This is a genomic window from Allobaculum fili, assembly GCF_020969955.1.
Taxonomy (GTDB): domain Bacteria; phylum Bacillota_I; class Bacilli_A; order Erysipelotrichales; family Erysipelotrichaceae; genus Allobaculum; species Allobaculum fili.
This window is the reverse complement of sequence record NZ_JAHDSX010000033.1, coordinates 21,541-27,540: the sequence shown is the minus strand read 5'-3', so window position 1 is coordinate 27,540 and position 6,000 is coordinate 21,541. Positions and strand designations below refer to the sequence as shown.

Annotated in this window: 3 protein-coding genes; 2 read left to right on the top strand and 1 reads right to left on the bottom strand. The window is 51.9% G+C overall.

Annotated features, from left to right (window positions below; translation table 11 throughout):
- The first annotated feature begins 203 nt into the window (after positions 1-203).
- Positions 204-2,825, top strand: coding sequence for a calcium-translocating P-type ATPase, PMCA-type (locus Afil_RS07795; RefSeq protein ID WP_230268007.1), 2,622 nt, complete (start codon positions 204-206; stop codon positions 2,823-2,825).
- Between the two features lie 291 nt (positions 2,826-3,116).
- Complete coding sequence (locus Afil_RS07790; protein WP_230268006.1) at positions 3,117-4,625, top strand: phosphohexomutase domain-containing protein; 1,509 nt, start codon at positions 3,117-3,119, stop codon at positions 4,623-4,625.
- 171 nt (positions 4,626-4,796) lie between these two features.
- On the opposite strand, the gene asnA is transcribed toward Afil_RS07790, so the two are convergent.
- Positions 4,797-5,804 (bottom strand): aspartate--ammonia ligase, encoded by a 1,008-nt coding sequence (asnA, locus tag Afil_RS07785; RefSeq protein WP_230268005.1) that lies wholly within the window; start codon positions 5,802-5,804, stop codon positions 4,797-4,799.
- Positions 5,805-6,000: the final 196 nt, after the last annotated feature.

Here is a 6,000-nt window from a genome sequence, read left to right as displayed (position 1 = left end):
ACTTTGGAGAAATCGATACCGAGATCGATTGCAGGGATGATTGATTCCATGAAAAAGCCTCCTTGAATAAAGGAATTATCCCAAGGAGGCGGTCGAGAAAATACCCGTCTTTTATTTGACGCTTACAATGCCTCAGGCACTGCGGGCGTTTTCAAAAAATGCTCTTGTTATACTCGATTTGTCTAAAGACAGAAGGAGACTTTATGAAATTTTATGATCAGTCTCCTGCACAGACCGAAAAGGAACTCAAGACGAGTATCCAGAATGGTCTGAGCAGTGAAGAAGTCAAGGCCCGGCTTGCCAAATACGGGCCCAACAAGCTTCGAGAAAAAAAGCAGAAAACCATGTTCGCCCGCTTCATGGATCAGTTCAAGGATCCGATGATCCTGATCCTTGTTGCGGCTGCTGTTATTTCGCTGAGCGTATCGCTTCTGAATCATGAAGGAATCAAAGGTCTGTTTGAACCGTTTCTGATTCTTCTGATTGTCGTCGTGAACGCGATCATGGGTGTCATGCAGGAAGACAAGGCGCAGAAAGCGCTGGATGCGCTGCGTAAAATGTCTGCCCCGCAGGCGAAAGTCATCCGTGACGGCAAGGAAACACTCGTGGAATCGAGTGAACTCGTTCCCGGCGATCTGATTCGTCTGGAAGCTGGCGATTACGTGCCGGCGGATGCGCGTCTGATTACGTCTTCGGCATTAAAATCCGAAGAGTCCGCCTTGACCGGCGAGAGTGTTCCATCCACGAAGGAAGCGGATGCGATCATCGAGGAAGGCGCTCCGCTGGGCGATCGAAAGACGATGGTGTATTCCGGCTGTTCGATTTCCTACGGTACCGGCACGGCGCTCGTTACCGCGACCGGTATGGATACCGAAATGGGCCGCATTGCCAACCTGCTCGATAATGAAAACGAGACGATGACGCCGCTGCAGAAAAAGCTCAACACCCTGGGCAAGTATCTCGGCATTCTGGCGATCGTCTGCTGCGCGATTATCTTCGTTGTGGGCCTCATGGACGGTCAGCCGCCTCTGGAACTGTTCATGACGTCCGTATCGCTGGCGGTATCGGCTATTCCAGAAGGTCTGCCCGCCATCGTTACCATTGTTCTTTCCATTGGCGTTCAGCGCATGGTCAAGAAGAACGCCATTATCCGCAAGCTGCCGGCGGTCGAAACCCTCGGCTCGACTTCGGTCATCTGTTCCGATAAAACCGGTACGCTGACTCAGAACCGCATGACGGTCGTTGAAGGCTATGTCGACGGTTCGAACGTCGTGGAAAAAGTGACCAGCGACAGTTCCAAAGGTCTTCGTGAACTGCTTAAATACGGCACGCTCGATTCCGACGGTACAATCAGCTGGGAAAACGGCAAAGCCATTCAGATCGGCGATCCGACGGAAACGTCCATTGTCATGGCCGCTGACGAAAACGGCATGAAACAGGAAGATCTGAACAAGGAATATCCGCGTGTTGTGGAACTTCCGTTTGACTCGGATCGAAAGATGATGACGTCCATCAACAAGATGGATGGAAAATACGTTGCCATCACTAAAGGTGCGGTTGACGAAATGCTCGATAAGATCACGCATGGCGACAAGGAAAAAGCCAGAGAGATCAACCAGAAAATGTCGGAAAACGCGCTGCGTGTCATTGCGATTGCCAAGCGTGAATTCGATGAACTGCCTTCCGATCTTTCCGCAGAAAACATTGAGAAGGATCTGACGTTCCTGGGCATGGTCGGCATGATTGACCCGGCAAGACCGGAAGCCAGGGATGCGGTTGCGGAAGCCAGGAAAGCCGGCATCCGTACCGTTATGATTACCGGCGACCACGTAGTTACCGCCAGTGCGATTGCCAGGGAACTCGGCATTCTTGAGCCGGGTGAAAAAGCCGTTACCGGCCGTCAGATCGACGCCATGAGCGATCGTGAACTCGACCAGAACGTCAACGACATCGCGGTTTATGCGCGCGTATCGCCTGAAAACAAGATTCGTATCGTAAAGAGCTGGCAGCGTCAGGGTAAAGTCGTTGCCATGACCGGCGACGGCGTCAACGACGCGCCGGCTCTGAAATCCGCCGATATCGGCGTAGCGATGGGCATTACCGGTACCGATGTTGCCAAAGGTGCAGCGGACATGACGCTGACCGACGACAACTTTGCGACGATTCTCGCAGCGGTCAAGGAAGGCCGCGGCATTTACAACAACATCAAGAACGTCGTCGGCTATCTGCTTGGCACGAACATCGGCGAAGTCATCTGCGTATTCCTGGTCATGCTGATTTCAAAACAGAGCATTTTCCTTTCGATGCAGCTGCTGTGGATCAATATGGTCACCGACTCTCTGCCCGCCATTGCGCTGGGCATGGAAGCTGTCCCCGATTCGGTTATGCTGGCAAAACCAAAACCGCGCAATGAAGGCATCTTCGCCCGCGGCTTCGGTCTGCGGATCATCCTTCAGGGTCTGATGTTTGGCGCCCTCGCGATTATCGCGTTTTACATCGGTGAAAATACGATGCATGTGGAAAACGCCGGCCGTACGCTCGCGTTCATGGTTCTTGCCTGCTCGCAGACCGTTCAGGCGTATAACATGCGTTCCGAGCAGTCTCTGTTCAAAATCGGCGTGTTCTCCAATAAGCATCTGAACTACGCGGCTCTGTTCTCCCTTGTCATGATGGCGCTGGTTCTCTTTGTTCCAGGTGTCATGAGCGCATTCAGTACGATTTATCTGACGGGCGAACTGTATCTGATCGGTATCGGTCTGATCTTCGTTCCAGTCGTTGTGATGGAATGCTCGAAAGCGTTCGGCCTGATCCGCCATGAACACTAAACATTCTTCCAATTTATGAAAAACTGAATTCCATTTTCACCCTGCGTTGCGGATGGAACAGAACGGCTGTCGAAAACCTGCACGGTTTAGACAGCCGTTTTCTTTATGCGCTGTCCGGCAGAGAGGATGTCGGTACGGCTATAATGAAAACGATGGAAAACGATTCTCGATCGGGTTGGTAAAGCCAGAAAGAATCTGTTTTCAGACGAAATACGAATACCAAGCCAGAGCGCAAGGGCAAATCACGCTTGCGGATCTGGATGAGAAAACATACGCAAAGGAGAGAATACGATGAATTTAAAAGAACTCCAGAACGGCAGCGATATTCGCGGAGTTGCCCTGGATCTGAATCCGGAAGAGCCGGTCAATCTGACCGATAAGGAAGTGCGCGCTCTGGCTCGTGCGTTTACGGCCTGGCTGCGCAAACGGACCGGCAAAACGGATATGACGATCGCGGTCGGCCGCGATTCCCGTCTTTCGGGTCCAGCTCTGGCGCATGCGGTCATGGACGGCCTCGTTTATGATGGCGTGGACGTTTTTGATACTGGTCTTTCCACGACGCCGGCGATGTTCATGTCGACCATTTTTGATGATTTCGATGCGGACGGTGCCATTATGCTTACCGCCAGTCACATGCCGGCTAACCGCAACGGCATGAAGTTTTTCTATAAAGGCGGCGGCCTGGATTCCAATGAAATTGCTCAGGTCATCGATATTGCCGAACGGGAAGCGTTCAACCATAAACCCGGCGGTTCCATTACCAAATCGGATCTGATGAGCGTCTACGCGGAGCATCTGCGCAACATCATTCGGGAAAAAGTCGATCAGGAAGCCGTGAACCCCGATCTTCCGCTTGAAGAACTTCACGTGGTTGTAGATGCCGGAAACGGTGCCGGCGGTTTCTTCGTCGATCAGGTTCTGAAGCCGCTTGGCGCGAATACCGAAGGCAGCCAGTTCCTCGATCCGGACGGACATTTCCCTAACCACATTCCAAACCCGGAAAATCCGGAAGCCATGGCATCGCTCGTAAAGGCGGTAAAAGACAATCATGCGGATCTGGGCATCATCTTCGATACCGATGTCGACCGCTCTTCTGCTGTAGACGGCAATGGGAACCCGATTGGACGTAACGATATTGTCGCTCTGGCATCCGTTCTGGCGGCTCGTCATCATCCGGGCATGACCGTAGTAACGGATTCGGTTACGTCCGATGAGCTTGGCGAATTCCTGGAGAAGCATAATATCCAGCATCACCGCTTCAAACGCGGCTACAAAAATGTCATTAACGAAGCCAAGCGTCTGAACGACGAAGGCGTCGATGCCGAACTGGCCATTGAAACCAGCGGTCATGCGGCGTTCCGTGAAAACTACTATCTGGATGACGGCGCCTATCTCGCCAGCCGGATTGTGGTCGAAGCGGCTTCGCATTCCATCAGCGATCTGATCGCTTCGCTCGGCCATCCAAAAGCCGAAAAGGAACTCCGTCTCAAAATTAACGAGAAGGCGTTCAAGGAATATGGCCGCCAGGTCATTGAAGATCTCAAGGCGTACGCCGCGCAGGAAAGCAGCACGATTACGCTCGTACAGCCAAACTACGAAGGCGTCCGTCTGAAATTTGGTACGGATCATGGCGACGGCTGGGCTCTGCTGCGCATGTCGCTGCACGAAAATCTGCTTCCGCTCAACATCGAATCCAAACAGACGGAAGGCGCCAAGATCATGGCGCGCGAACTGCTTGAATTCCTCGAACAGTATCCTTCCCTCGATCTGCATCAGATTCGCGAATTCATCGAAGAATAAAGGGATTCTCAAACGATTTTGTTCTTCGTAACCTGCAAAGATCGAAACTGGAATTTTAAAAATGCATACAAAAACAGCCGCGTGAGCGGCTGCTTTTCTTTTGAATCAGCAGGACGGAAAGAACTGCCCAGTGTCTAGCCTGTGTCGAATGGAAATACAGGATTCTTATTCTTACAGAATCTGAATGCCGGCTTCTTCGCATGCATCGAGCATATCCTGCGGCCAGATGGACGCCTGAACTTCGCCGATGTGCGCTTTCTTAAGGAGAAGCATGCACAGTCTGGACTGACCGATACCGCCGCCGATGGTGTATGGCAGTTTCTGTTCCAGAATGGCTTTATGGAACGGCAGGTTTTCCCGGTCGAGCGCGTTTTCCGCTTTCAGCTGGTCGTGCAGCGAGTTTTCGTCGACGCGGATACCCATGCTGGAAATTTCCAGCGTGGTCTGGAGCGGTTCGTACCAGAACAGGATATCGCCGTTAAGCTGCCAGTCGTCGTAGTCCGGCGCGCGGCCGTCGTGCTTCTGACCGTTGGACAGCGGAGCGCCGATTTTCATCAGGAAGATGCATCCGTATTCTTTTGTCGCCGCGTCTTCACGTTCTTTCGGAGAAAGATCGGGATAGCGGTCGAGAAGCTGCTGGGATGTGATGAAGGTAATGGAATCGGGAAGGCGGTTTACCGCCTGCGGGTATTTGTACCAGACTTCGTGTTCCATGTGCTTGATGATTTTAAAAATGCGAAGTACATGTTCGCGCAGCGTCTGCTCCGTGCGTTCGTCTTTGGCGATGACTTCTTCCCAGTCCCACTGATCCACATAGGCGGAGTGGAGATTGTCGAGGTCTTCGTCCTTACGGATCGCGTTCATGTTGGTATAGAGACCTTCATGAAGGCCAAAGCCGTACTTGCCTAAAGCGGCGCGTTTCCATTTCGCGAGGGAATGCACAATTTCAATATCTTCTTCCGGAAGGACTTTCATGGAAAAGTGAACCGGCTGTTCCACACCGTTCAGGTTGTCATTCAGTCCGGAACTTTTCGGTACAAAAAGCGGTGCCGAAATACGGGTGAGGTTCATTTCCTTGCCAAATTCGTGCTGAAAAGTATCCCGAATGTATTTGATGGCTTCCTGGGTCTGCCGAATATCGAGGACCGGGTCATAGTTTTCTGGGATGATCAGATTCATTTTGTTTCCTTCTTTCTTTCTGGAAAATCTGAAACAGTATAGCACGCACGTCATTGGCTGATTCCTCTGGTCATTCCAATCCGCAAAATTCGGGAAAAGAGGGTTCAAAAAGGTGGGGAAAGGAAAGCATTTTTCATTTTTTGCGGTGTCCTTGAGAAAAGGCGGCGGCAAACCGAAACGGACGGAAAATCCGAAG